This window comes from Microcoleus sp. FACHB-SPT15, assembly GCF_014849525.1.
GTDB lineage: Bacteria > Cyanobacteriota > Cyanobacteriia > Cyanobacteriales > Coleofasciculaceae > Symplocastrum > Symplocastrum torsivum.
Genome location: NZ_JACJNU010000059.1, coordinates 237286 through 262077 on the forward strand (window position 1 = coordinate 237286; position 24792 = coordinate 262077).

18 protein-coding genes and 1 pseudogene are annotated in these 24792 nt (G+C 45.5%); 6 read left to right on the forward strand and 13 right to left on the reverse strand.

The window, feature by feature from the left end:
* Positions 1 to 263: 263 nt before the first annotated feature.
* Positions 264 to 1532, reverse strand: a complete 1269-nt coding sequence (locus H6F98_RS23990) for a damage-control phosphatase ARMT1 family protein (protein ID WP_313929932.1) — start codon at positions 1530 to 1532, stop codon at positions 264 to 266.
* Positions 1533 to 1679: 147 nt separating this feature from the next.
* On the opposite strand from H6F98_RS23990, the gene H6F98_RS23995 reads away from it, so the two are divergent.
* On the forward strand, positions 1680 to 1901 hold the full coding sequence (locus H6F98_RS23995) for a hypothetical protein (RefSeq protein WP_192221219.1): 222 nt from the start codon (positions 1680 to 1682) through the stop codon (positions 1899 to 1901).
* Between the two features lie 63 nt (positions 1902 to 1964).
* On the opposite strand, the pseudogene H6F98_RS24000 reads toward H6F98_RS23995, so the two are convergent.
* The 7 genes and pseudogenes from H6F98_RS24000 to fabI form a co-directional block, all read right to left on the reverse strand.
* Positions 1965 to 2551 (reverse strand): annotated as a pseudogene (locus tag H6F98_RS24000) (Uma2 family endonuclease).
* Positions 2552 to 2693: 142 nt separating this feature from the next.
* Positions 2694 to 3014 (reverse strand): Uma2 family endonuclease, encoded by a 321-nt coding sequence (locus H6F98_RS34510; RefSeq protein WP_313929935.1) that lies wholly within the window; start codon positions 3012 to 3014, stop codon positions 2694 to 2696.
* On the reverse strand, positions 2906 to 3124 hold the full coding sequence (locus H6F98_RS34515; RefSeq protein WP_313929933.1) for a hypothetical protein: 219 nt from the start codon (positions 3122 to 3124) through the stop codon (positions 2906 to 2908). The genes H6F98_RS34510 and H6F98_RS34515 overlap by 109 nt, the downstream gene beginning before the upstream one ends.
* A 204-nt stretch (positions 3125 to 3328) precedes the next feature.
* Positions 3329 to 6781 (reverse strand): NB-ARC domain-containing protein, encoded by a 3453-nt coding sequence (locus tag H6F98_RS24010; RefSeq protein ID WP_192221220.1) that lies wholly within the window; start codon positions 6779 to 6781, stop codon positions 3329 to 3331.
* 221 nt (positions 6782 to 7002) lie between these two features.
* Positions 7003 to 7590, reverse strand: a complete 588-nt coding sequence (locus tag H6F98_RS24015; RefSeq protein ID WP_192221221.1) for a Uma2 family endonuclease — start codon at positions 7588 to 7590, stop codon at positions 7003 to 7005.
* A 226-nt stretch (positions 7591 to 7816) separates the two neighbouring features.
* Positions 7817 to 8485, reverse strand: a complete 669-nt coding sequence (gene hisB, locus H6F98_RS24020; RefSeq protein WP_242058670.1) for an imidazoleglycerol-phosphate dehydratase HisB — start codon at positions 8483 to 8485, stop codon at positions 7817 to 7819.
* A gap of 86 nt (positions 8486 to 8571) precedes the next feature.
* Complete coding sequence (gene fabI, locus H6F98_RS24025) at positions 8572 to 9348, reverse strand: enoyl-ACP reductase FabI (protein WP_192221222.1); 777 nt, start codon at positions 9346 to 9348, stop codon at positions 8572 to 8574.
* A gap of 361 nt (positions 9349 to 9709) precedes the next feature.
* Here fabI and ntcA point away from each other — a divergent pair, with 361 nt between their 5' ends.
* Positions 9710 to 10381, forward strand: a complete 672-nt coding sequence (gene ntcA / locus H6F98_RS24030) for a global nitrogen regulator NtcA (protein ID WP_192221223.1) — start codon at positions 9710 to 9712, stop codon at positions 10379 to 10381.
* Between the two features lie 201 nt (positions 10382 to 10582).
* Positions 10583 to 12145: a DUF3084 domain-containing protein gene (locus H6F98_RS24035; RefSeq protein WP_192221224.1), complete on the forward strand. Its 1563-nt coding sequence runs from the start codon at positions 10583 to 10585 to the stop codon at positions 12143 to 12145.
* Between the two features lie 201 nt (positions 12146 to 12346).
* Here the strand turns inward: H6F98_RS24035 and H6F98_RS24040 are convergent, their stop codons facing one another.
* From H6F98_RS24040 to H6F98_RS24050, 3 genes are read right to left on the reverse strand one after another with little or no spacing between them, the layout of a single operon-like run.
* Positions 12347 to 15085, reverse strand: a complete 2739-nt coding sequence (locus H6F98_RS24040) for a CHAT domain-containing protein (RefSeq protein WP_242058671.1) — start codon at positions 15083 to 15085, stop codon at positions 12347 to 12349.
* The gene (locus H6F98_RS24045; protein ID WP_192221225.1) at positions 15037 to 17151 is read right to left on the reverse strand and encodes a ShlB/FhaC/HecB family hemolysin secretion/activation protein; all 2115 of its coding nucleotides are present in this window, start codon (positions 17149 to 17151) and stop codon (positions 15037 to 15039) included. The genes H6F98_RS24040 and H6F98_RS24045 overlap by 49 nt, the downstream gene beginning before the upstream one ends.
* Positions 17141 to 20470, reverse strand: a complete 3330-nt coding sequence (locus H6F98_RS24050; protein WP_192221226.1) for a filamentous hemagglutinin N-terminal domain-containing protein — start codon at positions 20468 to 20470, stop codon at positions 17141 to 17143. The genes H6F98_RS24045 and H6F98_RS24050 overlap by 11 nt, the downstream gene beginning before the upstream one ends.
* 305 nt (positions 20471 to 20775) lie before the next feature.
* On the opposite strand from H6F98_RS24050, the gene H6F98_RS24055 reads away from it, so the two are divergent.
* The 3 genes from H6F98_RS24055 to H6F98_RS24065 all read left to right on the forward strand — a co-directional run bounded on the left by H6F98_RS24055 (position 20776) and on the right by H6F98_RS24065 (position 24044).
* Positions 20776 to 21651, forward strand: a complete 876-nt coding sequence (locus tag H6F98_RS24055; RefSeq protein WP_192221227.1) for a tRNA (5-methylaminomethyl-2-thiouridine)(34)-methyltransferase MnmD — start codon at positions 20776 to 20778, stop codon at positions 21649 to 21651.
* A gap of 816 nt (positions 21652 to 22467) precedes the next feature.
* Positions 22468 to 23505: a two-component system response regulator gene (locus tag H6F98_RS24060; RefSeq protein WP_192221228.1), complete on the forward strand. Its 1038-nt coding sequence runs from the start codon at positions 22468 to 22470 to the stop codon at positions 23503 to 23505.
* A 35-nt stretch (positions 23506 to 23540) separates the two neighbouring features.
* Complete coding sequence (locus tag H6F98_RS24065; protein ID WP_192221229.1) at positions 23541 to 24044, forward strand: Uma2 family endonuclease; 504 nt, start codon at positions 23541 to 23543, stop codon at positions 24042 to 24044.
* 77 nt (positions 24045 to 24121) lie between these two features.
* Here H6F98_RS24065 and H6F98_RS24070 read toward each other — a convergent pair whose 3' ends face one another.
* Both H6F98_RS24070 and H6F98_RS24075 read right to left on the reverse strand, forming a co-directional pair.
* Positions 24122 to 24382 carry a DUF4926 domain-containing protein gene (locus H6F98_RS24070; RefSeq protein WP_192221230.1) on the reverse strand — a complete coding sequence of 87 codons (261 nt, stop codon included), beginning with the start codon at positions 24380 to 24382 and terminating at the stop codon, positions 24122 to 24124.
* A gap of 1 nt (position 24383) precedes the next feature.
* On the reverse strand, positions 24384 to 24620 hold the full coding sequence (locus tag H6F98_RS24075; RefSeq protein WP_192221231.1) for a DUF6883 domain-containing protein: 237 nt from the start codon (positions 24618 to 24620) through the stop codon (positions 24384 to 24386).
* Positions 24621 to 24792: the final 172 nt, after the last annotated feature.

Sequence of the window (24792 nt, forward strand, 5' to 3'; positions counted from 1 at the left end):
ATTGGGAAATTAGTATCCGTGAAATTACTGGGATATCGCAGTTAGCCTTGTCAAGGTGTTAGGTGGTAGGGTGAAAGGCAAGTTTTGGAGTTAGAATTTCCCAGAAGTCCCAATAGTTTCCAAGTCTTGACCGAGATTTTCCCCTAAAACTTATAGCAATCAGCAGTCAGCTTTCAGCGGTCAGCTTTGGGTCAAATTGCCTCTAGCTAAGGAATGTTCTTCTCCCGTTAATGTCCTAACATTCGTGGCTACTGCTCTACTACCTAAAAACCTTGACAAAAGTACTGGATTACACCCCATTGCCCATTCGTTAACCACTGAGGGTCTTCATGGTTTAGTGCCTCTACTTGCTCTAACTGAAGACCAACAACAATTTCAGACTTAAGAGTGCGTAGAGTAACAAATGGAGCTGGGAAATAGCACACAATGTCGTGAAAGGAAGTTGTAAACGCCCATTGGCGATCGCCTAAACAGCGACGATAATTAGCATCACCTTTGACAAAAATCAAGCAGGATTGGGCTAAATCGCGGTGCAACTCTTCAGGCATTTCCCAGAAGCTTAAAGGTGCTGTCCAAAAAGGATGTTCACAGCATTGCAAACGACCCTGAGCAATATGCTCTTGTAAGCGATGCGCTAGTGACTGAACCTTACTGTCACGATCAGCCGCTAGAACCTCTAAGGTATAGTGGACATCCTTAACCATCGCATCAGAGACAAAGAGTGGTTGAGCCTTCAAGTGCAGGTAAATTGTCCCTGCCGTCCCAGTATTTAGTAGGAAGTCTGCCAAACATAGGTCACAAAATAGTTCAAAACCAGCATTGTCAACAATAAAATCAAGGCGTACTCCATTAAAACTGGCAACTCGCTCAGCAAGTATTGCTGTATCGTCCACTAAGATATTTGCCTGTTCTCGATATGTCTCGATTTGGCTGCGTTCATGCTCTCCAGCATCAGTCGGAAAGAGGCTCAAGTCAATGCGGTTACCCCATAGGGCGAAATAAAGTAGAGTGATCAACTCTGTTTGGTTCCATTCAGCCTCCCTATCCAACTTAGTCTTGACAAACGTGTTGATTTGGGAACTCATATCTCGGATGGAGTGCATCACTTTCTCCAAACTGCTACGTTTTTGGGGTTCAAACGGATCGACACCCTGCCACTCTCCCGGAAGAAAGTACTGAGTAGCTTCTAAGATGCGACGGTAAAGATATACCTCGGCAAAGTACCACGGAATATCAATCCAACGCCTTCCCTCAAAGGGTTCTAAATACGTTGCCCAGGCAGCTAAATCTTGTCCTTGGTCGTCTTGAAGCGATCGCACAATTCCATAGGGTAACTCTTGAATTAGTCTTTCCAACTTCTGTGTAATAGTTGGAGGGAAGTTGTTTTCCTCTAGCACCCGTCGGACAATCGCTGGCAAACGCTGGGTAAGCGTCAAATGGGCGAAAGAACCCTCCTCCGACATCCAGAGTGGTGGCGGAATTGGTAATCGCGGCTGCCGAACTTGAGATGCGGTCAAATTTTCCTGTTCCACCACGAATTTCTAATTATGAGTATCGAGTGTAGATTTTACTTCGATTAAGATTAAATGATAATTCCAATACTCACAGGTGTGCCTTTGCCCCAATGCCTGGGAATCCTGAGAGTAGTGTCGCAGGTCAGCCTCTCAAGAGTATATGTTATGGAAAATGCAACTGATCAGGATTTGTGTGCTGTCCGTAGTAACTTCTGCAACTTAGCTGAGCTGTTTTGTAATGCAATCTGTACAGGTCAGATAACGTATAGAGAGTGGTATGACTTGATGACAGCGCCGTTTAACGAGTCATTTAGCATTGATGATGAAGATTTAATTACTCGCCTGATTTATGCTGTGCGACAAGGACGAGTAAAGATAATTGAGTAATCGGCTTGTTTCTATAGCGAGTAAATTTGAGTAATCAAATATTAATTTCGTAATTTTTGGTCTTTACTCTTCACCCTCTTCAAAATTTACTGCCTCGTAAATTTCACTCAATTTGATTTGAAATTTAATCGAAGTTAGTTCTAGAACCGCCTCTTCAGATTCATGGTCAGTTAATAACCATTTCCCTTCAGGGGTTTTGGTATGTTGCATGACATGATGTCGATACTGGTCAACTAAAATATATTCCTTAAACTCAGGTATCGACCGATAGTACAGAAACTTATCTCCTTGGTCGTAGTTTTTAGTTAATTTGGATAATACTTCAACAATCAACAAGGGATTCATTACGGTAGTTGTGCCTATTCCTGTATAGATTGGTTCGCCCTGCATTAGCATCACGTCGGGATAAGTGTACTGACGATAACGCGGTATCCACAACCGCACATCACCGAATAGATGTCGTAACCTTGCCCTCTCAGAGCAAACTTCAAGTTGGCATAAAAATTTCCAGCAATTTTATTGTGATTTGTTGTTCCGCCAGCCATTGGTACGATTTCTCCATCACGATATTCACTTTTATAGTCAGCCGCCTCTTCTAGTTCTAAATATTCTTCAGGACTGTAATGGCGTGGTTTTGTTTGTACTTGCATATTAATCTCTTGAATTGATTCAATAATCGTATCGCGATCGCATTTTCTCTACACAATGCCTTAGTGTTAGTAAGGAGTGTCGGCATTAGCCTAGCAGCGAGTTAGGGGAATGGCTTCACACTAAATCTACTAACTTTTTCTCTTATGCCAATAGTGCCTTAACTGCCACACTAAAACCTTGTAGAATAGTTTGAGTGCTAACCACATCATCGGGATTAAATACTAACCAGCGTTGTTGAGTGTTAATCAAGACTAACTGGCTTTCAGGGAACAACAGCCAGACTTCTTGACAACCGGATTGTAAATATTCTCTAGCTTTAGCAAACAATTCTTCAGCACTGTCTTCCGGGGATGCTACTTCTGCAATGAGTAGCAAACTCTGAGGCAGTACGGTAAAATCGCCGAATTGCGCGACGAGTTCTGGTGTGAGGTAGGAAACGTCGGGACGACGCGATCGCCCAATAGTACGACAAGCCGCTTCGTATAAACGTCTCCCCCCAGACTCCTGTCATCCTTATAATTTCCCCAATACCGAGCGAGTTTAGCTTGAACCCGACTATGCTTTGCCGTCATTCCTTGTTTCTCGATCAGTTATCTATCCACCCACTCCGTATTATCAGGTGGATGAAGCATATAGTCTTCCAGCGATCGCATTTCTGATGGATTGGAAACAATAGAAGTTACCATTGCCAGTTATTCTCCGTTGCAGCACTTACTCCCATTATCGGGATATCAGGAATTTTTCTGAAGGATAGGGAATCGTCCTTTATCCCATTGTTAACCTTCAACTGCCCCCAGGGTTTTCAACATAGCTACTTGAGCTTGAGTTAATCCTGTAACTCCTGTAATATTCATCCCTTCATAAGGGCGATCAACTTTCAAGGTTTTAAGACATTCACCTGTTTTGATATTCCAAATCTTAAGGGTTTCATCTTGGCTGCCACTCACCAAAGTTTGACCCTCGGAACTAAAAGCAACTGACCAAACCTTATCAGTATGCCCTTGTAGAGTTTTCAGACGTTGCCCTGTGCTGACTTCCCACAAACCAACAGTTGAGTCATCACCGCTACCCGCGAAGATTTGACCATCGGGACTGAAAGCGACAAAATATCCCCAACTGGCTTCACCTTGCAAAGTTTTGAGGCATTGCCCCGTACTAACATCCCACAACCGAACCGTGTGGTCACTACCACCACGACTAGCTAGGGTTTGACCATCCTGACTGAAAGTGATGGACTTGATCCAATTGCTATTACCTTGCAAAGTTTTGAGGCATTGCCCTGTACTAACATCCCACAAACGAACCGTGTGGTCACGACCACTACTAGCCAGCAGTTGACCATTAGGACTGAAGGCAACGCACCGCACCTCACTGGGATGACCTTGCAAAACATGGAGGCATTGCCCAGTCTGAACATCCCACAACCTTATCGTTTGGTCACCACTACCACTAGCCAAGGTTTGTCCATTGGGACTGAAGGTAACACACTGTACCCAACTACGATGACCTTGCAAAATATGGAGGCAATGACCCGAAGTGACCTCCCACAAACGCACGGTTGGATCACCACTGCTAGCTAAGGTTTGTCCATTGGGACTAAAGGCAACGCACTGTATGTTGCTGCTATGACCCTGTAAAACTTTTAAGCATTGCCCCGTGTTAACATCCCACAACCTCACCTTTTGATCGCCACTGCCACTAACTATGGTTTGATTATCTGGACTAAAAGCAACCGATCGCATTCTACTGGTATGCCCCTGAAAAATTCTCAGAGAATTCCCAGTGCTGACCTCCCACAGCTTCACAGTTGAGTCATCACTGGCACTAGCTAGGGTTTGACCATCGGGGCTAAAAGCAACTGACCGCACCTTATTAGCATGACCTCGTAAAATTTGGAGACACTGCCCAGTGCTAACCTCCCACAGCCTTGCTGTGTTGTCATCACTGCCGCTAGCAAGCAGTTGACCATCGGGACTGAAAGCAATTCTCGCTATATCGTGAGTATGCCCCTGAAGAGTTTTCAAACAATTACCTGTAGCAACCTCCCACAGTCTCACTGTTGAGTCATTACCACTACTAGCAAGCAGTTGACCATCAGGGCTGAATGCCACTGACCGCACATGATTGGTATGATGCCAAATTTGGAGACACTGCCCAGTACCGACCTCCCACAACCTTATCGTTTGGTCACCACTGCCACTAGCCAAAGTTTGACCTTTGGGACTAAAGGCAACTGACTTTACCCAACTGGTATGACCCTGCAAAATTCGTACACACTGCCCTGTGGTAACTTCCCACAACCGAACCGTGTGGTCATCACTGGCACTAGCCAAGGTTTGACCATCTGGACTGAAGGCAACCGACGATATCCAATAAGTATGACCCTGCAAAATTTTGACACACTGCCCTGTGTTAACATCCCATAGTTTTATAGTTGGGTCATCACTAGTGCCAGAACTGGCAAGCAGTTTACCATCGGGACTAAAAGCAATTGAAGATATCCAATCACTATGTCCTTGAAAAGTCATAAGTTGCTGACCATCTGCAACTTGCCAAAGGCGAATTTGACCAATGACATCACTTGTTGCTAAAAGTTTACCATCCGGGCTAAATTCCACGGCGGTAATTCTGTCGAAGGCTTGAGTGAAAATAGATTTAGCTAAGTCTGAGTGGGCGAAATTCACACGTTGCAAAGTTATACCTTGTAGGTAAGCTTGCCAAACTTTTAAGTTTGAAAAGTCATAGCAACTTAAATCTGTTTGGAGATGGCAAAGTATATTGAGAATATTGCCGCCTGCATATCCTGGTTGGCGAGGAGATTGCTTTTGTAATGTTGATAAAATTTGTTGTAAGGTAGCACTGTCGTGCGCCCCAACAGTAGTCCTCTCCGCAATGGGTTTTAGAATTAGGCGAACTTGAGCCTCTCTTACATAATCTTTCGCTGTCGCTTTAATCAAAGCGTACTTGTTAAATACCTCAATTTTCCCTGTTTTAATCTCATCACAAACCTGCTCAATCAATCGGTCAGTTAGATACTCCATCACTACAGGTTGCAGCGTAAAGAGGGAAGCACTTTTTTCAATTAAAGAACGCCTTACTAACGACTGCATTGCCTCAATCAACTTTGGTGGTGATTCCAGTGATACAATATCTTCCCGCAATTCTGAAACTGAAACGGGTTCTCGGTTAATCGCCAGCCAATACATTACCTCTCGCTCTAAGTCTGACAAGCGATTCAATTGCTGATCTAATAAATCACGAACTCGACCAAATATTACTGAGCCATTGGCTAAAAAATCATGAATATTGCTATCAAATACTTCTTTAATCGTTGTTGAAATAATCTTTAACGCTAACGGATTACCTTTGTAAAATTCGATTAACTTTCTTTGTTCATCATCTGAACCAGAAAGACCTTTTGCCTGAAAAATTTCTTCTCCATCTACCGCTTTTAAACCTGGTATCTGGTAAGAGCGAACAGCTTGGGTTTCTCCTTCCGAGGTGGCAATTTCTCCGGGTTTCTCTCGACTTGTTAGTATTAAGCAGCTTTGATGATTTGTTTCCCCAATGCGTTGGATTAGTTTGCCATACTGCTCACAACCCTCGCGATATTCTCCAGCATCATTATCTCCTTGCAAAATTGACTCAGCATTATCAAGTATTAAGAGACAACGTGATGAACGGAGATAATCAATTAGTCGTGAAATTCTTGCTCCAGTGTCTTCTGGTAAATTAGTTTCCTGCTGGTTAGACAGAAACTTGATAATATCTGCCAGGATATCTTGTATGAGTGGAGCATTCGTCAAGCTGCGCCAGATAACATAATCGAAATTGTCCTGAATTTTTTGTGCCAGTTTGATAGATAGGGACGTTTTGCCAATGCCTCCCATTCCTATTAATGCAACTAATCGGCAGCGCTCGCATATAATCCACTGCTCTAATGTATTGAGTTCTTCAGTACGCCCGTAGAAGACAGACACCTCAACTGCTTCTCCCCAATCTTGACGGCACTTTGCAGCTACTGAAGTCTGTAACTCAGGTGGCATGACTTGCAGATTGCCAGGAAAAGACGGTATTTCTGTATTTGGCTGAGTTGGAGGTGATGGTACTACTAGTTCAATCTTGGAGGCTTTCTCGCGTCGCTTTTCGGCATAATCCAGGACTTGCACAGAGCCTGCAATAATGCCGATTATGCCGCCAACAACGGTAAGAAATGCGATCGCGTCCATGTTCTAACTTCAGGGACTAGAGGATTAGACAGCATCCTAGCACTTCCTAAATCTGGCGACAGTACCCTTTCTCAAGACTTATTTTGTGAATCTGTAGGGGTTCTTCACCCCGTCAGTTGCCCCTCTCCTTGTCGCATTATTTTAAGTAATTCATATCACTGGAACGAATTCCTAACAATCTCAAAGCTAAAAAACTAAAAAGCTAATTCAATAAAAATCAGTTATTCCTCAAATCGTTCTACTCTGAGCAAAAAGCCTGGTAAAACCGATTCGCCAGAGAGTTCTGTTGGCAGTAGGCGAGTTTCTTTGGGTTGTCCCTGCCGATAAATTTCCACCTGCTGTTCCTGTGGGTTAAACATCCAGCCTAACCTGACACCGCTATTCAAATACTCCTGCATCTTTGCTTGCAGCATTGCCAGATCATCTGTGCGCGATCGCAGTTCCATCACAAAATCAGGCGCAATGGGGGGAAACTTTTGGCGTTGTTCTGGGGTTAGTACTATCCAGCGTGACAACTCTACCCAGGCAGCATCCGGAGAGCGATTGCCCCCACCCGGCAGCTTAAACAGTGTCGATGAACTAAATACTTTACCTAGCTTGGATTGGCGGTTCCAGATTGCTAAATCTGTTCCCAACTCTATTTCACTACTACCGCTTTCTCCACCAACGGGCGGCATAATAATCAATGCTCCCTGTGGATTGCGTTCCAAAGAAATCTCTGGATTGTTGATACAGATTTGATAGAACTGCTCATCAGTCAAATTAACCTGATGTAGATTAAACACCAGCGGCAAAGTCAGCGAAGTCATATAGCAATCCTATTACCATTAGGACTGAACGTAACGGCACCTAAACGCTCAAATGCCTCATTATAAATGCAGTAAACGAGGTCAGCTTGATACCCTTACTCTATAAAAGTCGTGGGCAAAGAGCGAAGGCATTCCTTCTGCCCTTTGCCTTTTTTGGTCAGTAGAGTTGATACGCTCTAATATCGCGCCTTGCAAGTAAGCTTGCCAAATTGCGTAGTGAGTAACCCTACAACACGCCTTTAGAACTGGGGATCATACTAGCGCGGCGAGGATCGATTTCCACTGCCATTCGGATTGCCCTTGCAAATGCTTTGAACGTTGCTTCAATAATGTGGTGCGAGTTGATTCCATCAAGTTGGCGGATGTGCAGCGTCATCTGGCTATGATTCACCACCGCGACAAAGAACTCTCGCACGAGTTGCGTGTCGTATGTACCAACACGCTGCGTCGGAATTTCTAAGCCATAGCTTAGGTGAGGACGCCCGGAGAAGTCGAGGGTTACCTGTACCAAAGCTTCATCCAGAGGTGCAAAGAAATGACCAAAGCGGACGATTCCTTTGCGATCGCCTAATGCTTTCCCTAAAGCCATCCCCAATGTGATCCCCACATCTTCATTGGTATGGTGATCATCAATTTCCAAGTCTCCCTTCGCCTGCACGTCTAAATCAATTAGCCCATGAGATGAAATCTGATGCAGCATGTGGTCTAAAAATGGGATACCAGTGGCGGCAGTGCAACTACCCACACCATCTAAATTTAGAGACACTTGCACATCCGTTTCGCCCGTGGTGCGGCTGACTGTCGCCGTCCGCGTAGGGAACCGAGTATCGTGGTTCTGGGTGTTAGAAATAGTCCGATCCAAAGGAATCCCGTTACGGTTATCGCTTATCTGCATAGAATTTGCTTAATCAATTTAAGAGCGAATAAATTTTTGGAATGCTATCGAGTTTGAAGAGGAAGCTGCTTACCTCCTGCCTTTCCTTACATCCCCATTATTTCGTAACCAGCATCCACATATAAAACCTGACCTGTAATACCGCTTGCTAAATCACTACATAAAAATGCAGCTGCATTGCCGACTTCTATCTGGGTAACAGTACGCCGCAGTGGGGCAACTTCTTCTACATGATGAATCATATCCAGGATGCCGCCAACGGCTGAGGATGCCAAAGTCCGAATGGGCCCGGCTGAGATCGCATTTACTCGAATGTTATTGGGTCCCAATTCAGAAGCAAGGTAACGGACACTCATTTCTAGTCCTGCCTTGGCAATTCCCATCACGTTGTAATTAGGAATTACTTTTACACCCCCTAAATAAGTAAGGGTGACAATACTGCCGCCTTCAGTCATCAAGGGTTTAGCTGCACCAGCTAGTTGCGTCAGTGAGTAGGTGCTGATTTCCATAGCTTGGGTAAAGCCTGCCCTTGAGGTTTTGCTAAAATCTCCTGTTAAATCGTCTTTATTGGCGAAGGCAAGACAGTGAATTAGGATGTCTAGCTTGCCCCAGTCATTTGCGATCGCCTTGAACGTCTCTTCAATTTGGGCATCGTCTTGGACATTACAAGGTAAGAAAATACTAGGTTCGAGAGGTTCTACCAGTTCTTTGACTTTTTTCTCAAAGCGACCCTTGTCATCTGGTAAATAAGTAATACCAAGATTTGCTCCCGCCTTGTGTAGCTGCTGGGCAATTCCCCAAGCAATTGAGCGGTTATTTGCGATCCCGGTAACAAGTGCGTTTTTTCCAGTTAAATTAAGCATAATATTCTATCTTAAAGGCAGTTGGATGGTTACTTAAAGGGTAATTTTCAAGGGTGATAGTCGCATTTGCGCTTGCTCTACCTGGTATGATCGCCGTCTAGCTAGACAAAGGTCTAACGAACCGGGAAATCATGTAATACGCCCTGACCCTCAAAAGGTCGGCTTTTTACTTGCAGGGTTAAGTTTTTACTGACACCAAAACAAATTATGTATCAATTTGTACAAAAAACAATCAAGGAGTCAGATTAAGTATTCTTGGATACATTCAGGAGTTGTTGAGAGCCAGGTTATGAGTCTCAAGCTTTACCGGAATTGATTTAACACATTAAGTTGCCAGGGGGTTGGCAAGCGAGCAAAAGATATGGTCGTAATGCAGGATAGACCGCTAGCAAATGTGTTCCGTCAGATGGGTGGTGGAGCATTTCCACCAGTTGTCGAAACCTTTGAGCGGGGCAAGACAATTTTCTTCCCCGGAGACCCAGCGGAACGAGTTTACTTTTTAATGAAGGGGGCTGTAAAGCTCTCCAGAGTTTATGAGGCAGGGGAAGAAATAACCGTAGCCCTGTTACGAGAGAATAGTGTTTTTGGTGTCCTATCGCTGATTACAGGCCACCGTTCTGATCGGTTTTACCACGCCGTTGCCTTTACACCCGTAGAACTGCTTTCTGCTCCAATTGACCAGGTAGAGCAATCGCTCAAGGACAACTCAGAGCTGTCAATGTTGATGCTTCGAGGATTATCGTCTCGGATTTTACAAACCGAAATGATGATTGAGACGCTAGCCCACCGGGATATGGGTTCTCGATTAGTCAGCTTTTTGTTGATTCTGTGTCGTGACTTTGGGGTACCAACAGCTGAGGGGATCACAATTGATCTGAAGCTTTCCCATCAAGCGATCGCAGAAGCCATTGGCTCAACTCGTGTCACAGTTACTCGTTTACTGGGAGACCTTCGCTCAGAAAAAATGATTTCCATTCACAAGAAAAAAATTACGGTTCACAATCCAGTGGCTTTGAGTCAGCAGTTTACCTAAACAAAATCTTAAAGAGCAGGTTCACTGACACGCGCTAGGAATTAAGACCTAGGTTTTTATCTTGTGTTGTCCACAATACGAGACAAGTTAAGAGTTTGCTGTAAACGCTAATTGACAGACCACACGGCTTTTTTCCCAAAAGAAGACATAACGCCCCACAAGCATAAGATAGGCTGTATCTGGACAGATTAAGCGGAAGCGATGACCAGCGGCTACATCCTGATCGTGGCAATTTTAGTATTAGGGGGCGTGATCGCAACCTTAGGCGATCGCATTGGTACGCGAGTTGGTAAGGCGCGGCTCAGTTTATTCAATCTACGTCCTCGCAAAACGGCTACTGTTGTTACCATCATCACTGGCAGCCTGATTTCTGCCTCAACGCTGGGGATCTTATTTGCGACAAGCGACTCACTCCGCAAAGGGATTTTTGAACTTGACAATATTCAAAAAAGACTGAGAATCGCTAGGGGTGAAATTGACATAATTAATGCTCAGAAAAGCCAGGTAGAAAGCGAGTTAGCTAAAACTAGAACCCAGCAAGCTGAGGTTCAGCAGCGCCTGGATGTCACTAATCGAAATTTTCAGCAAGCCCGGACACAACTCAAGAATGTCTCTCAACAAGCTGCCACTCTGCGTTCAGAAATTAAATCTCTCCTTGCAGAACGCCAGCAACTGCTCCAGCAAAAGAATCAACTGACTCAGCAAATTACTCAACTAAATCAGCAAATTACTCAACTCAAGGAACAAACTACTCAACTACAGACCCAAGTTACTCAATTAAAAGCACAAGTAGCGCAACGTGACCAAGAACTAGTCAGGCGAGGCAGAACCATTGATGAACGCAATCAGGAACTTGCCAAACAAGACCAAGCCATTGCCGAACTAGATGAGCGAATTGCCCTGCGCGATCAGGTCATCGCTCAGCGTGAAGCTCGCTTTAAAGAACTAGAACAACAACTTAAAGAGGCAATTACTCAACGTGAAACTCGCCTTCAGGAATTGGCAGAACAAGTCACACAACGAGAAATTCAAATTGCCGAACGAGATAAACAACTTCAAGAAGGAGAAAAGCAACTCGCTTATTTAGAACGGGAAGTGCGAGTTCTAGAACAGTACTACCAAAACTATCGAGCCTTGCGTCAGGGCAATCTCGCGCTGGTTCGAGGTCAAGTGTTGGCATCTGGAGTTGTACGCATTCTCGAACCCTCAGCGGCTCATCAAGCGGTCGATCAACTTTTGCGAGAAGCAAATCGGACAGCGGTTGACACTACTCGCTCTGGTAACACTAATGCCAATCAACCATTAGTACAAATTACCCAAACACAAGTTGAGCAATTAATCAACCAAATTAAAGATGGTAAAGACTATGTGGTGCGAATTCTCTCTGCAGGTAACTACGTTGAAGGAGAAAAGCAGATACAAGTCTTTGCCGATGCAGCAGTCAATCAAACTGTCTTTAAATCTGGGGATGTCTTGGCGGCAGTCTCTGCCGATCCCTCAAAGATGACCAATGAAGAAATCCGACAGCGACTTGACCAGTTGCTGGCAGCCGCCGAGTTCCGTGCGCGGCGTGCTGGTGTTTTGGGTGATATCCAAGTCGGAGATGGTCGCCTCATCACGATTATTCGCTTCGTTGAGCAGCTAAATCAGTATGGGCAACCGCTAGATGTGAAAGCAGTTGCTCAAGAATCTACCTCCACCTCTGGACCCTTGAGAATGCAACTCGTAGCCACTCAAAATGGACAGGTTATTTTTAGAACGTAAATAGTTATTGGTTGTTGGTTGTTAGTTGTTGGTTGTTAGTTGTTAGACAAGAGCCAAAAGAACCAATTTAGTGGGTTCTGTTTTGGAGATGCGATCGCTTTATCCAACCCAAAATCAAAATTGTGTAACTTATCGACAACACTAACAACTAATAACAAACAACCAATAACCAATAACCAACAACCAATAACCAACAACCAATTACAACCAATTTCCTATCAAAACGTAAGGTGCCCAGTAAAAAGGATCTGGATAATCACCCTTTAGTAGCTCAACTTGAGCGCGGCGGAGGGCTTCGGCTTTGGTAATTGTGGTATCAGCTAACTGCTGATAGAATCGCACCATTAGTTCTGCGGTGCCAGCATCACTGACAGACCACAAGGTTGCTACTGTACTGCGTGCCCCAGCGCGTATGGCTATACCCGCTAGCCCCAAGGCGGCTCGTTTATCTCCAGTTGCTGTCTGGCAAGCACTGAGAACTAGGAGTTCAATAGCATTTCTACCACTGTCTTCTCTCGCTCGTAGGAGGCTGTTGATCTCATTGACGTTGAGGCGGTCATCCCAAGTGAGAATGAATGTATCTTCAGCGTTGGAACTAAATTGACCGTGGGTTGCCAAGTGAACGACGGGAAAAGGTACCGAGTCGATCGCGCTTTGGATGGCGCTGCTAGTAAAGTCCTGATTGAGTAGCAGTTCACCTGGGACTTCGGAGCGAATTTGTTCCAATTCCTGCCCAACATACGGCAGGGGAGGGAAATCGCCACGCGCTTCTGTGAGTCCAGCTTTGAGAGCAGTGAGTTTACCGCGTAGTAGGGGTTTTGGGTCTAGGAGTTGCAATCCTGGAGTAAGTGCGATCGCATATTTCTCAACTAAGAACTGCTCCCCATCATTCAAGACTGCCATTGGCAGATTTAGTAAAGGACCATCCAGCACAAAAACAAGCGTTTTCGCATCACTAGCGGCAATTTGTGAGGCAGCAGGTCGGATTAACCAATCGTACACCTGCTGAGCCAGTGGTAAGTATGGCTCCTGTTGTCCCGGAGGCGCACTGCACGCTCTTCCCTGAATATCTAGTGAGCGGCACTCTTCCCTGCCTGTGACTCCTATCCCTCTATCACCAATACCATCAGGAGAAACAGCAGCACGCAGTCTCGTAAAAACATCTTCTACAGCCGCTTGAGGTAGACGAGTTGCGTAATGGCTTAGAGATTTAGTGTTGGGTAACGATAAAACAACCTCTAAGCGGTCTTCAAGAACAATTGGATAGATAACAGCAGCTTTCTGGTCGATCTGGTCAATTTGAATTGCGCTTGCATTCAGGCAATCTTCTCGGAAGAAGTTCACCAGTTCCGCTTGCTGGAGAGATTCAATTTCAACACGGGCTTGTGCAAGGTTGTTTTGATTGGGTTCACTGCCATCAGATTCCAGCAACAAGCTAACGAGTTCTCGATATACAGGTTCGACGCTTTCTCGAAATGAGAATTGAACATCCGGGTTGATACTCACCAAGTCACTGCGTAGAGCTTTGAGAGTATCGACAGCCGCTGTGTAAGCTGCGATCGCACCTTCGCGATCGCCCTGTGCTTTTAGCAATCGTCCTAACTGCCACTGCCAACGGTAGGAAATATCCGAGGCATTAATCGTTTGAGCGAGAAGTAGTGATTCCTCTGTTAAGTCCTTCGCATTACTCAATTGCCCAGTTTTTTCATACAATCCACCAAGATTTCCCAGAGCATAAGCTAAAGCCCTTTGGTCACCTAAGTTTCTCGCTTGTTGGATTGCAACAGCTAATTGTTCGGCTGCTTGCTTACTTTCAGCACCTGATAGCTTGAGCAAACTCTGAGCTAAGTTAATCCGGGCATAGACGGCTGTTCGATTGGGAGGCAAATCCGCTAATAGGGACTGAATCTCGGACACTAGCGCCTCTGCTTCTGAAAATCGCTCTGTTTCTACTAATAGGCTCAGTTGATTTAATTGCGCCTGTACCTTGATTGTCGGTGAGGTGGAGAATTCAGCGGCTTGTTGATAGAAGGATATAGCTGTGTCGGAACCACGCTGTTGCTGACTAGTGTTGCTACTATGTTGAGCGCGAATCGTATTACCCAAGCTGAACAAAGCCGCGCTGATATCGGCAGGTGATTGCAAGCGTTGAGCAATTTCCAAGCTTTGTTTTAAAACCTCTTCCGACTTATCAAGGTTGCCTACTAACTGCAAGGCATCACCCAAGCTACGCAAGCCAATCGCTAAGTTGATTGAGTCGGGTTGATTTTGAAGCGTTTTGTTGAGTTCCTCTAATGTTGATAAGGCGCGACGGTATAAGCCTAGAGCTTGTAGCGCTTGAGTTTGATTAATACGGCTACCAATCACTCCCGTCTGATTGCCGAGTTGAGTATGGGTAGCGGCAGCTTGTTGCCAAGTTGTCAGTGCTTGTTCGGGCTGTCCGATCGCAAGTTGTAGACTACCTTGAATATCCAAGGTTTGGGCGAGAATTTGCAATCGTTGGGTTGTCTTCTGTGAGTCGGCAGCTTCTTCTGCTTGCAGGAGTTTTAAGCTATTTGCGATCGCTTGTTCTGCCTCAGTCCAGGAACCGAGTTTCTGATACGCCAACGAAAGATTGCTCAACGTCATCGCTTGCCGGAGGACATTACCCTCACTCTGGAAAACAGCTAAGGCTTGTTGCAAAACCGAGATTGCCTCAGTGTATCGTCCCGCTTCATAGAGTTCTCTACCCTGTTGCAGCAACTGGGAGGTATTGGGTAATCCCTGAACAACTGGAACATCAGGAGAATTTTTGGCAAAAACAGGCGATCGCTCCATGTCCCAGAACCAGGCAAACCCTTGAACCAGTAAAAAGGAAACGAGAAAAAGCCCAACAAAAAGAGTTTTTCGCTTTAGAAAGGAGACGCAATGATGGAAAAATAAAAGCCGCTTTCTTGCCATGTTCGGTCACTTGAAGAAATAGACACAAGGGGAATGCCGTAATCTAGGCGAAGCGTAAGAATATCGCCCAACTGCCACTGTAAGCCGAGACCAATGGATGCCAAGACATTTGGGTCAGGGTCAGGTCTACCTGAATTATTCCAAGCTGCGCCAATATCAACAAATGGAGCTAGCTGTACAACACTGTCCTCTAGCTGCGGTAAACGGAGAACAGGTATCCGTACCTCCGCTGAGGCTAATACACCATTATCGGTTAGGAGAATATCCTGACGATAACCTCGAACACTTTCTTGACCCCCCAAGCCAAACTGCTCTAAAGGTACAAGCGCCCGATCTGCCAGTTGGGCATCAGCACGAACCAGTAACAGAGTGTCGGGAGCCAAAAGCCGTACCCACTGCGCTTGTCCTCGCCAGCTAAAAAAGCGGCTATCGGGAGCCTCTTCGTTAATCGTGGCATCGAATGCGCCAGTTCCGAAGCTGAATTGGGAACGAGCAGCGATGACTTCATTACTATTACGCTTTGTCCATTCCTGGAAAAAGCGCACAGCGGAAATGCGAGTCCGTCCCTGGTTATCTGCTCCCAAGGAAAGGGCAAAGGGAATCTCCAATAGTGAGGTTTCACTTTCTTGGCGGGTTGCTGTCAAACCAAAGGCAAATTCTTCTGTGGGGGTTCGGTAGATGGGCTGACGGAATGTGAGTTCGTAGTAGCGTGAGTTTGCCTCAATGTCAAGTCGTTCAAAGGGAGGCTCAATTACCTCACTATTTGTGGTACCGAAGCTAAAGGTAAGGGTGCCATTCTGGGGGTTGACGGGTCGGGTATAGCTAATATTTAGCCCATTACTACCACTGGTATTGTTGTAGCCCAATCTCAAACCATCACCATCTCCCAGTAAGTTAGCTTGGGTAAGCTGTACTCCCCTGTCAAAGGTACCAACGCTGGGGGCGCGATTGTTGTTAGCGCTGAATTGCACACTAAACGTTTCAGCTTCTGTCACCACCACGTCTAGTACACTTAAACCCGGTTCGGTTCCGGCTGCCAATTCCGCTGAGAGGTTTTGAATCAGAGGATCGAGTTGCAACAGTTGCAACGCTTCTAGGAGGCGATCGCGATTTAAGGGCTTTTTTGTTGCAATTTCCAGACGCGATCGCACATAGCTCTGATTCAGCCGTTCGGTTCCCCTAACATTAATGGATTCCAATCCCCCTTCAACCACCTGAATTCTGACTACACCGCCTTCAATCGTTTGCAGTGGAATGAGCGCACCAGAGGTGATATACCCTCGATCAAGGTACAACTGGGTAACAGCGGAACGAGCCTGGAAGAGTTCGGCAAATGAAATGGATTTATTCGTAAATTGAGCCGTCGCTTCTGCTAAGTCTTCATCACTAATTGCGGTATTGCCCTCAAACTCAAATCGTTCAACCGTAATCGTTTCTGGAACTCTACCAGGTATAGGATCAGGTGTTGGGGGAATCCCCTGTGGTGAGTTCAGTAACTCCTCTGGTGGTGGCAGGATTGTTGGAGGTTGCGGTTCTAGCGGCGCTTCGGACGGCGGCTCTTGTTCTTGTACATCTGTTGGTAGCTCGATATCTGAAGGCAGTTGCGGGACTTGGGGAATTTGCGCGAGTGAGTCTGTCGCTTGAACGATATCAACTCCAGACGGTGTAGATAAAGCTAACCGCTCTCCTCCGGTTTCCCCTTTGTGTGAGGGAATGGGGGAAACTAAATCCCCCTTCTGTGTAGGAGCATTGCATGATGGGACGACATTTGTCGCTTCTGTTGGACGACAAAGTTCTTGTAGGGATGCAAGGCTTGCGTCCCCTAAGGTTCCGGTTCCACCTGATAGATTTGCTGAGTGTAAGGCATACACACCTATATCCAAATCATCCTGTGATTGTGCAATGTCCCTTGCCGGAGAATCGCACGGGGAGACGTTAATCCTACAGTATTCAGTTTCTTCAACTGTTTCTGCCTTCACCGTTTCAACACATAAGCTGGTAGTCAGCACTAACAAACTTAGCGGCAAGTAGGGCAAATATTGACGCGAGTAGACTTTACGAACCATTACAGATAGCTGCTGATGTCAGCGAGGAGTTATGAGGTGTAACAGTGGGTGTTTGTGCGGTAAGGACTACTTCGCCCTTTTCACCAATCACCCATCCTTGGGCTTCAGTATAGGTAGGAGTTTTTGGCACATTAGCCGTAGTCGGAATCGCACTTTCAGGCGTTGCTGAAGTTGGCTCTTCCGTAGGATTCTCCACGGGTTGGTCACCCTCTACCCAGTTGATTACTACCGATTCACTCTGAAGAGTGCTATTTGGGTTAGGCGGCAAGCCCCCGCGTCCGGTGATCGTAAACTTGTTTTCTTCTCTTGCTGAGTCTCTGCTACGAGGAGTACAGTTTTGAGCAATTAGGCTGGATGGATCAACAGGATTGGCAGGTAAGTTCGTCAATCCTTGAGTTGGGTCAATATCTACACTGTTGATTTCCTCTATCCCATTGATTCCAAACCTTGAACTTGCCGTGATGTCATTCGAGTCTAGGAAATCGAGGTCACGACGTGCGATCGCATACAGGCGATTGGTGTTAATTTCAATCCTACCCCCATCTCCCGTATAAGCCTGAGCTGTAATATTGTTGTCGTCTAAAGGCGCACTGATGACATAGGGGCTGCTGATATTTATATTGCCGCCATTGCCACCTCCTGGTGCTAAACCTGCGGTCGTAGAAATATTGCCATTATCACCTAACACTAAAAAGTCCCCTGTAATCAAATCAATATCACCACCCTCACCGGATAATGTCGTTGCGGAAAGGGTGCCGCCGTTGAGTATGAAGATATCACGGTAAACTTCGACAAAGATGCCCCCAGCCTCTCCTGCCGCTTGATTATTTACAGTGACTGTCCCACCATCTGTGATATAAAGCGACCTACCCTCGATCGCAATTCCCCCAGCCGCGGCGTTTGGGCTGTCTGAGTCCGCAATACTAAAGATGCCACTATCAGCACCTGCCACTACAACATCTTTGTTGGTTGCCGCAACGATAAGTCCAGCAAACCCATCTCCAAACGTTGAGGTCGTCACGCCAGAATTCTCAACCTCAAGCGACTCTGCACCAATCAAAATTGCACCACCATTGCCTACACCTGTTTCTGCCACACCACTAGCAATTTTGCTGTTGTTTGAGACAGAGACATCACCGCTCGCCAGTACCAGTACACCTCCTGCATTTCCAGTTCCAAATGTACTGGAATTGAGTTCAGCACCATCTGTTAAGGAGAGTGAGTCAGTGTAGATCAAAATAGAACCAATGACCGGGTCACCACCGCCAAAAAGAGCACTGAAGATATTACCTGCAAAGTCATTGTTACTAGCGTTAGGACTAGAGCCTCCCTCTTCTATGGTGCTAAAGATGGCACTACCCAAACCGGAGAGAGATACATCTGTTGCCTGCACGAATACAACACCAGCATCTCCTACCCCACCCGGAATTACTGTGCCGTCATCCAATGTTGTCGGGCCACGCACTAGGGTTTGTAGTTGCGCGCCATCACTTAGAGACAGTGAGTCTGTACTGATTTGGATATTGCCACCAGTACCGATTCCTCCTGATTCCACCGTGGTGAAGATGGTTGTATTACTACCACTGAGAGAGACATCGCCGCCGTTGGTTTGCACAAATATTGCTCCAGCACCTCCTTCTCTCAGCGTGCTACTAGATAGCTGAGTGCCGTTAGTGATGGAAACCAGGTCGTTCGCTGTTACCGATATACCTCCTGCATCGATACTTCCTGGTCCTTCATAACTGGAGTTGTCGCTGTTCAACGTTGAATTGTCGATCGCAACTAAGTTGGGCGAGATAGCGGAATACTCCTCAGATTCACCAATATAGATACGTCCAAAATTTCCTCGACTGAAGACGCCGCTTTGGTTGAGAATCGAAACTTCATCAGATGCCGCAATACTAATGTCCCCAGCAAATCCCGAACCAAAGTTAGTAGTACTTATAGTGGACTGATCGAGAAGAACTGACCCTTCTGTAGATGAGATTGCAATAAAACCAAAGTCATCTGTTATCTCGTTTCCACTTTGGCTAGTGATCTCGCTATTGATAAGAGAAACTTGGTTACGGGCATTGATTACCATATCTCCCGCAATTCCAGAGCCAGAATTAGTTGTGTCTAGTATCGCTCCACTGAGTAAGACTGACTCTGCCTCGATCAAGATACCACCAGCATCACCGCTTGCTCCAACTTCGGCTGTGCTAAAGAGGCTGCTGTTGTCGATAAAAACATTATCTGCTTGCAAATAGATGAGTCCGGCGTCTCCCTCGCCAAATGCGCTGCTACTCAGTTGACTGCCATTTGTAAGAGAAACTGTTCCACCGACAAGCAGGATACCATCGGCATCATTGGCGATAGTGCCTACATTGATTAAAGCTTGGTTGAGCGTTACATCAGCTCCTACTACACCATTGAAAGGAAAAATCAAGTCTAAAGCACTGCCTTCAATCGTTAACCCGACACTTCCCTCTCCTGTAAATCCTGCTACTTCAACTCGACTACCATCTACACCCTCTAGAGTGCTGCCATTAATAAAGACATTACCTCCCACTAGTAAGAGACTTCTCGGATTTCCTTCCGCCCCAACTGATAAAACGGTACCGGGTGTAACTTCAATAGAACTCGTTGACTGATTTGCAATTTGATTGAAGAGAAATGCTGATGGATTTACTGTCAATGTTGGCGAGGGAAAATTGGGTTCAGAAGCACTGAACGTATTTCCATCGGGGAACTGAATCGCATTAGCTGTTGTCCCGACAAACGAACCACCAAGATCTAGAGTTGTGCCTGCTCCAAAAATAATGCCGTTGGGATTAATCAAAAACAGGTTAGCTGTTCCTCCCGTTACACCAAGCGTTCCGAAGATGCTAGAGAGGTTATTGCCTGTTACCCGACTGAGGATATTTTCAATCCCTACTGGATTGTTAAAGTAAACCCGTTGTCCATTCCCAACATTGAATTCTAGAAAACTGTGGAATAGGTTTATGCCTTGTTCTGCCCCTCCGTCAATTAAGACAGCCGGAAGATCGTTAACAATACCGTTTTGTTGTAGGAAGGAACTTTCAGCTCCTAACGTGGTATCGGGGATAATCTGAGCAGAAGCGAAGTGGCTAGGCAATGCGATCGCAACACTTATTCCCAGTACACTCAACTTGGCAACACTCTGTACTATTCTTAATCGTTCACATGGCTGCTGGCTCTTTGAGTTGATTATCGAGACTTCATCTCCCAGTCCGTAAAGTGTTTTACGACTGCTATGGGAAGTTGCTTGACCAGTCTTCAATTGATGACGCAGTTCCTGTAACACCCAGTTAATCATCACTGCCTTAGCTTAATTAAGTCCTAGAAGTTCGTAGCCAGCATTGGGCAACACGATACCACAACCTACTTCCTGAAACACAGAAATTGATAAATTTCCTTCACAAATTCAATTAAATTACCTATAAAGATAGATGTTTTATAAAAGAAGTTATGAATGAAGCAGCAAGTGGCTAGCATTATCAGATCCAATGCCTGCATAAGTCAACTACGATGACGTAGCACTAATACTTATCTCCAGGGTTTTGGCACTTATGCAAAAAGTCTAGTCTGTTAGCAGGATATAAACTCTGGAGATATCTAACGATGCAAGACAGCGGCTTTGCGCCACAGTTAACGGCTGACGGCTCATTTACCTTCTTCTCGAACGAGTTTGGTGAATCGTTTCACAGTACTCAGGGCGCAAAAGAAGAAGCCCTCCTGAAGTTTGTTGAGCCATGTCAACTCGCTCAGAAAGCCCAAAAACCAGTACTGCGACTGCTTGATGTCTGTTATGGTCTGGGTTACAACACGGCTGCTGCTCTTGAAGTGATTTGGGCGAATAATCCTAACTGTCGTGTCGAACTGATTGCCCTAGAATTAGACCCAACGGTGCCAAGAACTGCGATCGCACAGAGTTTGCTCAGTACTTGGAGTTCACCTATCCCGCAATGGCTGGAGATTATGGCAACTTCTCTTTGCCTTCAAACCAATCAGTTGTCCGCCGAACTGCGTCTCGGTGATGCTAGAGAGACAATTCAGCAGTTGCGTCAATCCAACTTTCAGGCTGATGCAATTTTTCTCGACCCCTTTTCGCCACCTCGTTGTCCTCAGTTATGGACAGTAGAGTTTTTCCAGCAATTAGCTGGCTGCTGTGCAACCGATGGAAAACTTGCCACATACTCTTGTGCTGCCTCTGTACGTCATGCCTTGCTTGCTGCTGGGTTTAAGATTGGCTCGACTTCACAAGTGGGAGCAAGGCAACCAGGAACCGTGGCGAGTTTCACGGCTACTGATTTACCGACTCTTTCTGTGCGGTCAGAGGAGCATTTGCAGACTCGTGCAGCTATTCCCCATCGCGATCCTCATTTATGTGACCCAGCAGCCGTTATTTTGGAGCGGCGTCGCTTGGAACAGCAGGAGTCATCTTTAGAGCCGACATCCCGCTGGCAAAAGCGCTGGTCAAATTTTAAGAGTTGTTAAGATTATCAAGCTTTTACGAGTTGACACTTTAGTGCCTGGTCGCGTTTTTCAAGCTCATTATCTACTTAACTTTTGTACACATTTAAATTTTAGCTAAGTTGCAATTTATCCTTGGATTTCTTCTCTCACAATGCCAATTTTTGGGAAATTTTTGAGGAGAAATGTTCCTGTAACGCTGATGTACTCTACTCTGCTTTGTGAAGAACCGATGAAGCCTGACTTTTAAATTAAATAATGAAGTAGGAATAGCTTTGATGGGTTTAGCTAGAGTCTACCTTTGTAGACAATCAATGTCTAAACCTGCTTTCCGAGTGCCTCTTGCCAGCCTCTCGACAGTTGAATTGTGGGAAATATCCAATGACTCAGCCGACCAGAAGCTGGAAGCGAACTAATAGAAAGACCGGAGTTGCGATCGCGAGTACATTTACCTAAATCCACGACTAAGCGATGGCTATTATCAAAAATATGACTGTTTAATCCCTTTACTTTGTAAGCGGCATTAAATTCCTCTAAAAAAATCGTATTTAAAATATCTAAATTAAGTTTCTAAAATTGATGTATTACAGATTAAAATACAAAAACTATTAGATGTCTCTCCCAACCAAAAGATGGGGGATTCAGTTAGCTGCTGGCTGTTGCTCGTTGACTGTTTTTCTGTCAGCCGTCAACGGACAACAGTTAACGGAAGGTGTCACGACCTCCCACACCTGAGAAGGAGTGAACGGGTCAACCGTTGTAGTAAATGGTTATAAGAAACCCGTTTGCAGAACCAAGCTCTCCAGTGAGCCGAGTAAAAGCCTAGATTTGCCCTAAATCATGTTTAATTCATTAGGTGCTTCAACACTATCCAGATCTGGAACAATCGCTTCCGAGCTAATTCCTGTGGATTCTTTTCAAGCTAAAGTCCTTGTGGTTGATGACCATCCCTCCAGCCGAATGACGGCAGTGGCTCTTTTGTCAGTGGAGGGCTATGAGGTACTAGAGGCAGACAGTGGCACAGCAGGACTAAAGCGAGTTATTGAAGGAAATCCAGATTTGATTCTTCTGGATGTCATGATGCCAGGAATGGATGGCTTTGAGGTTTGTCGCCGTCTCAAAGAAGATGAACAAACTCGCTTGATTCCGGTGGTGTTCATAACAGCGCTTAACGATAAGCGATCGCGTATTATGGGCATCGAAGCTGGGGGAGATGATTTTCTGACCAAGCCCTTCGACCGCCTAGAACTCTCAGCACGAGTCAAGTCCCTCGTTCGTCAGAAGCGTCTGAATGAAGATTTAGACCACGCCGAACAGGTTCTCTTCTCAATGGCAAGAGCGGTTGAAAGCCGTGACCCAAATACAGGTGATCATTGTGAGCGTCTTGTTGCGATGGGTAAAGCTTTTGGAGAATACATCCAGCTTCCGAGAGAAGATATTCGGAATTTGATGTGGGGGGGTTATCTCCACGATATCGGCAAAGTTGGGATTCCTGATGCCGTACTGTTGAAAAAAGGGACATTCACTCCTGAAGAGCGGGAGATTATGAACGGTCATGTCCTGATTGGCGAGAAAATTTGCAAACCGCTACGAACGATGCGGGGTGTTATCCCGATTATTCGTTATCACCATGAGCGATGGGATGGTAGTGGTTATCCGGATGGTTTAGTTGGAGATGCCATTCCTTATCTTGCTCAAATCTTCCAAATCCTCGACATTTACGATGCCTTGACTAGTGAGCGCCCTTACAAACGTGCCTTTACACCAGATGAAGCTTTAGAACTAATTTCTCAGGAAACTGAAAAAGGTTGGCGCAATCCTCAACTCATTGAGCAATTTATGGCGTTTATTAAACAGTCTGTATTACCTAACCAGTAAGCTGTTCAGCATTTAGATACCTCTAGGGCGCAACAATGACACAAGCCAAATCATCGCAGCCCATTCCAGTCAATATTCCACCAACACTCAAACTTACTGTTACTCACGAGCAGTTGGTTGAGCTAGCGATCACGAATCGAGATTTACAACTGGAACGAACGGCGACAGGAGAGTTAATTGTTATGGCTCCAACTGGAGGCACTACAGGAAATAGAAATTTGGATATAGAAGGGCAACTGTGGTTGTGGAACCGTCAGACTAAACTGGGTAAGACGTTTAACTCTTCTACTGGCTTTCACCTCCCTAACGGAGCAGATCGCTCTCCTGATGCGGTTTGGGTATCTCAAGAACGGTGGGACGCACTCACTCCCCAAGAGCAAGAGGGATTTGTACCCTTATGTCCTGATTTTGTTCTGGAACTTCGATCTAAGAGTGACAGCATAGAGCAACTGCGAACCAAGGAGTTAACGCAGGTAGTGTTATTTGCAAGGCGAAGTTGTAGCGATCGCTCTTGTCTATCAAGAACGTTTAGTGGATAAGGGCGATCGCATATTCTGTGTGTAGCGCCGCTCTTTTCTAGCATTTGCTTAGAAAGGTTCGTGAAGCGGCTTTATCTTTAGGCAACTATGAGTTCATAATGCAAAACTAAAAGTTCATCTTCTTTTAAAGTAGCCATTGCATATTCACGCCCTTGGGTGTCAGCAAATTCTACTAAATACTGACAGTGTTCTGTTTCTTCGTATACTTCAACAATGGTTCCAACTTGTCCGGCAGGCAAGTTTCGGATAGATGTGTAATCGGATTCTACTAAGGTCAATCGCTCAATTGGAACTGGATTGATAATGGCTACGGTATCAAACAGTTTAATTTTTTCCATATCACTTAATAAAGGCAGAAACTAAGCGAGGGTTGGGATTTGTTGGTGTAATTTCCCAAATTGTTCGGAGTTGAACATCTTGGGTGCTTAATACAGTCCAATCTACTTTAAACACTTGACCAAATGGGGTTGTATCTTGTTGGACAACTTCACCTTCAACTGCTGCTGTTTGAATAAGCTCTTGCAAGGTATCGGCATTTTCTCGTGTGATGCCTACATGACTTCGTGATGTTCGCACTCATCATCTAAAACGAGATACAGTTCTGGCAAATATTCATTTTTTGGATTCTTTGCAAGTATTAAACTCAGCGAGTCCCTCACAAGACCCGCTGGTCTTCAAAACCGTGCATGAGACTTTCACCTCACACGGCTCCTCAATGACTTGGTGCTTGTCAGGCATACCTCATTAC